Source organism: Nonomuraea sp. K271 (assembly GCF_009908215.1).
Lineage (GTDB): Bacteria > Actinomycetota > Actinomycetes > Streptosporangiales > Streptosporangiaceae > Nonomuraea > Nonomuraea longispora.
Genome location: NZ_JAAAHR010000327.1, coordinates 1 through 3,313, shown reverse-complemented (window position 1 = coordinate 3,313; position 3,313 = coordinate 1). Strand labels below are relative to the sequence as shown.

3 protein-coding genes are annotated in these 3,313 nt (G+C 73.9%); all 3 read right to left on the bottom strand.

Features of this window, described 5'->3' with window-relative positions; translation table 11 throughout:
* Positions 1-207 precede the first annotated feature (207 nt).
* Positions 208-1,104 carry a PHB depolymerase family esterase gene (locus GUY59_RS46470; protein WP_201762159.1) on the bottom strand — a complete coding sequence of 299 codons (897 nt, stop codon included), beginning with the start codon at positions 1,102-1,104 and terminating at the stop codon, positions 208-210.
* Complete coding sequence (locus GUY59_RS46465) at positions 1,101-2,594, bottom strand: amidase (protein WP_138208740.1); 1,494 nt, start codon at positions 2,592-2,594, stop codon at positions 1,101-1,103. Before GUY59_RS46465 ends, GUY59_RS46470 begins: the two co-directional genes overlap by 4 nt.
* On the bottom strand, positions 2,591-3,313 hold a 723-nt coding region (locus GUY59_RS46460; protein ID WP_201762158.1), incomplete at its 5' end, for a C45 family autoproteolytic acyltransferase/hydolase. The genes GUY59_RS46465 and GUY59_RS46460, both read right to left, overlap by 4 nt.

Here is a 3,313-nt window from a genome sequence, read left to right as displayed (position 1 = left end):
GGCCGGTGAGTCGTGGGTGCTTCTGGCGTTCCTCCATGGGGCGCCAACTTACCCGTTCGGGGCCCGCGATCGCCGCCCGCACCGCCGATCCGGCATCCGAAGCACCCGCGAGCCGGTGCGTGGTCAGAGCTGTACGGCGCGCACTCGGGCGGAGGCTTCGCCGGTCAGCGGACCGCACCCGTCCCGGGGGCACGCCGGGCGCGGCCGTCAAGGGGCGCCCGCGCCGTTCCCCTTCCGTGCCGACTTCTGTGCCGACTTCCGCGCCGGCGCCGGCGGGCCCGCCAGCTCGTCGCGGAAGAAGGCGCGTACGGCGTCCAGGACGTCGAACCCGTTGTGGGCCGCGCCCGGCACCACGTCGAACCGCACCGGGATGCCCGCCGCCTCGAAACTGCCGCGCAGGCTCTCCAGCCGGTCGATGCGGTTGGCCCCGGCGGCGTCGGCGCCCTCGACCCACAGCTCGTCCCGCTCGGTGACGGTGATCTCCCACGTGTCGGTGTCGTCCGCCCCCACGACCATCTGCACGGCGACCCTGCGCATGGCGTCGACGTCGAGCCGTACGCCGAACTCCTCGCTCACGCCCCCGGTGCCCGCCCACCACGGCCAGCGCGGGTCGAGCAGGGTGACCAGGCCGGGCGCGCCGATCGAGGCCGCGCGCAGCCGTTCGGGATGCAGGTAAAGGAAACGGTGCACGAACTGGCCGCCGCCGGAGAAGCCGTGCATGAGCAGGCGCGAGGCGTCGACGCGGTACTTCGCGGCGACCTCGTCCACCATCGCCAGCAGGATCCGGTCGAACCTGATGCCTCCGTACCCGATGAACTTGTAGTCGTGCAGCTCCGTACGGCGGCCGAGGCCGGCGGGGAACAACGGCGCCAGCACGATGCAGTCGTGCTCGTCGCAGAAGGCGGCGAACCGGTCGCGGTACTCGCTGGCCGTGCGGTCGGTGCCGTGCACGGCCACGATGAGGTCGTACCGTTTTGTCCCGGTCTCGTCGTAGTCCTCCGGCACGTAGAGGCAGTAGGAGAATCGCGGATCCAGCGCGCAGGCGAAGAACGGGGTGCGTCCGAGGTCGTAGTAGCTGAGGTCGATCCCGTGCCGGCGGCTCACAGGGCCGGCCGCCAGGACTCGCCGGCGTACCAGGGCAGTGCCGCCGTCACCGCCGCCCCCACCTCGAAGACGGTGTGGTCGTCGTACGGCCGGCCCACCACCTGCACGCCGGTGGGCACGCCCTCCGACGAGCGGCCGGACGGCACGCCGAGCACGGGACAGCGGCTGGCGAGGTTGAACGGCACCGTGAGCGGGGCCTCCAGGTTGTGGTCGAGCCTCACCCCGTCCACGACCAGCGGCGTCTCCACGTAGTCCTCCCCCGCCAGGAACGCGGGCGTGCCGGAGGCGGGGCAGACGAGCGCGTCGAAGCGTTCGAAGAGGCGGGCGAGGTCGGCGTGGACCTGGCTCTCGATCTTCAGTGCGCCGTAGAAGCCCAGTTCGGCGACGGCCTTGAGGCTCCGGTCGAGGAAGTCGCGGACGTAGCGGGTGACGCCGTCGCCGTGCGCGGCCATCTCCTCGGCGATGATGGGCCCGAAGATGGCGCCGTAGTGGGCCCAGGCCGCCCGCATGATGTCGGCGCGGCGCCACGGCAGCTCCACCTCCTCGACGACGGCGCCCGCCTCGGTCAGCGCCGACACGGCGTCCCAGGTGGCGGCGACGACGTCGGGCTCGACGGGATAGTCGCCGAGGTGCACGCAGACGGCCACGCGCCGCCCCTTGAGCGACCGCGTGTACGGCGGGATCGGCGCGGGCGCGGGCACCGATACCGGGTCGCGTGGGTCGTGGCCGGCGATCACGTTCTGCAGCAACGCGCAGTCGGCCACGGTTCTCGCCATCGGCCCGTCGTGGCAGTAGTGGTCGAGGTTGTACGGCGGCAGCGCGGGCACCCGGCCGTACGGCGGCTTGAACCCGACCACGCCGTTGAACGCCGCCGGGATGCGGATCGAGCCGCCGATGTCGGACCCGGTCGCGAGCATCGCGGTGCCCGCCGCCAGCGCCGCCCCCGAGCCGCCCGACGAGCCGCCGGAGGAGTGGCCGAGGCTCCACGGGTTGCGGGTGACGCCCCACAGGTCGCTGTGCGTGAACCCGGCCGCGCAGAACTCCGGGGTGGTGGTCCTGGCGTGCACGATGCCGCCGGCCGCGACGATCCTGCCGACGATGGGGTGGGTCTCCCCCGCGACGTTGTCCCGCAGCAACATCGAGCCGTCGCGCAGCGGGTGCCCGGCGATGGGCTGCTCCTCCTTGAGCGCGACCGGCAGCCCCTCGAGCGGCCTGGCCGTGCCGCGCGCGTAGCGGTCGGCGGCCTGCCTGGCCTGGTCCATGGCCTGGTCGAACCAGCGTTCCGCGAACGCGTTCACGCTCGGCTCGATGTGCTCGGCCCGTTCGGCGACGGCGGTGAGCAGTTCGGCGGGCGACAACGTCCGGTCGGCGAAGGCCGCGAGTGCGTCCGTCGCCGTCATGTAGACGAGCTCGTCCGGGCGCGCGGCCCCGGACGGGCGGACGGGCTCGTTCGCGTGCGTGCGCCCGGACGGGCGGGCGGGCTCGGTCATGAAGCCTCCTTGAGGTCGTAGACGGTGTAGCCGCCGCGGTCGGGCGGACCCGCGCAGACGTGCAGGCGGCGGGCGCGGATCTCGGCGACCGTGGAGACGACGGTCGCGACGTTCAGCTCGGGGGCGTCGGCGAGGTGGTGGCACAGGGCGTCGGGAGCGCCGTGCCGGTCGGCCAGGACGGCGGCCAGCTCCGCGGGCCCGGCGTGCGGCCCCGCGGCGGCGAGCAGCGCCTCCAGCCTGGCCTGCCGGGCGCGCGAGTTGCGCATCCAGGACTGCGGGGCGTTCTCGTGCGTGGCCAGTTCCCCGAGGAAGTGGTTGGTGTGGGTGAGGACTCCCGCGGACGGTTCGAGCACGCCCACACCGCCCGGGATGGTCTCCAGGTCCAGGGCCCCTCCCTCGTCGGCGATGAGCAGGTTGCGCGGTCCCGACCTGGGCACCGCCGTGACCGCTTCGGCGGCGCGGAACCGGTCCCGCTCCCCCAGCGCCAGGCGCGTCAGCAGGTAGCGCGGCACGCCCACACCCCACTGGTCCGTACGCAGGAAGTTGCCGAACACGGCGACGCCCGCGTCGTTCATGCCGTGGTGGCCGAGCTGCCCGGCCGGGGTCACGGTGATCAGCGCGGGCCCGGCGGCCGGACGCCTGCGCAGCACGACGAACAGCGGCCCCACCTCCGCCGGCAGGTCGGCGTTCTGCGCGGCGATGGGGCCGCCGGGGCGGGC